Source organism: Paratractidigestivibacter sp., assembly GCF_052362415.1.
GTDB lineage: Bacteria > Actinomycetota > Coriobacteriia > Coriobacteriales > Atopobiaceae > Paratractidigestivibacter.
This window is the reverse complement of record NZ_DAWEMK010000004.1, coordinates 1-1,039: the sequence shown is the minus strand read 5'-3', so window position 1 is coordinate 1,039 and position 1,039 is coordinate 1. Positions and strand designations below refer to the sequence as shown.

Annotated in this window: 1 protein-coding gene and 1 pseudogene; both read left to right on the top strand. The window is 66.6% G+C overall.

The window, feature by feature from the left end; translation table 11 throughout:
- Positions 1–482, top strand: a pseudogene (locus ACT84W_RS00900) (coiled-coil domain-containing protein); the annotation flags it as partial.
- A partial coding sequence (locus ACT84W_RS00895) for a PcsB-like coiled-coil domain-containing protein (RefSeq protein ID WP_444327894.1) occupies positions 482–1,039 on the top strand: 558 nt, incomplete at its 3' end. The pseudogene ACT84W_RS00900 and the gene ACT84W_RS00895, both read left to right, overlap by 1 nt.

The following is a 1,039-nucleotide window of genomic DNA, read 5'->3' as shown; positions in this document are numbered from 1 at the left end:
AGGCCGACGAGAAAGCGGACGAGAAGCCCGCCGCCCAGCCCACCTTCACGACGAACTCCGGCGCGTCCGCCGAGGTCAAGGTGCCCGACAACGCCACGAGCACCCCCGTTCAGTGGTCCGAGAAGGACTCCTTCGTGAACAAATGGCAGCCGCGCATCGACGCCTACCTCGCGGGCTCACCTCTTTCCGGCCATGGAAAGACGTTCGCCGAGGCCGCCTGGGACTACGGCGTCGACCCGCGCCTCTCGCCCGCGATCAGCTGCGTCGAGAGCTCCAAGGGAGCCGTCTGCTTCCGCCCGCACAACGCATGGGGCTGGGGCTCATCGAGCTGGCCCGACTGGGACACCGCCATCCGCTCGCACGTGGCGGGGCTCGCCTCGGGCTATGGGGGCCAGTTGAGCGTAAGCACCGCCCAGAAATACTGTCCGCCCACTTGGCAGGAGTGGTACTCCTCGGTCCTCTCGGAGATGAACTCGATCTAATGAAGAATAAACGCACCAACAGCAACATCGCCGTCCGCGCCGGGCTCGCAGCCGCGCTGGCCCTCGCCCTCGCGGCCCCGGCGGCCGCCCAGGCCTCCACGCTCGACGAGCTCCAGTCCCGGATCGACGCGAGCAACGAGGCGTACAACGCCGCCGTTCAGCACGCGACCGAGCTCCAGGACAAGATCGACGCCAACCAGCAGAAGATCCAGGAGATCCAGGCCGAGCTCCCGGCAAAGAAGGAGGCCGCGGCCAAGTCCCTGCGCACCGCCTACAAGATGCAGACCAACGGCAACGATCTCATCCAGCTCCTTCTTTCCAGCGACGACTTCAACGAGGTCATCTCGACCGTCCAGTACCTGGACAAGATCACGTCCCACAACAACGCCGCGATCGAGGAGCTCGCCCAGTCGAGCTCCGAGCTCGAGCAGGCGCAAAGCGCGCTGGCGTCCCAGAAGGCGCAGGTCGACAGCGAGGTCACGAACGCCGTGACCGCGCTGTCCGACGCGAACAATGCGCGCCAGGAGTACGAGTCGCAGGTCGCGGCGCAGCAGCCC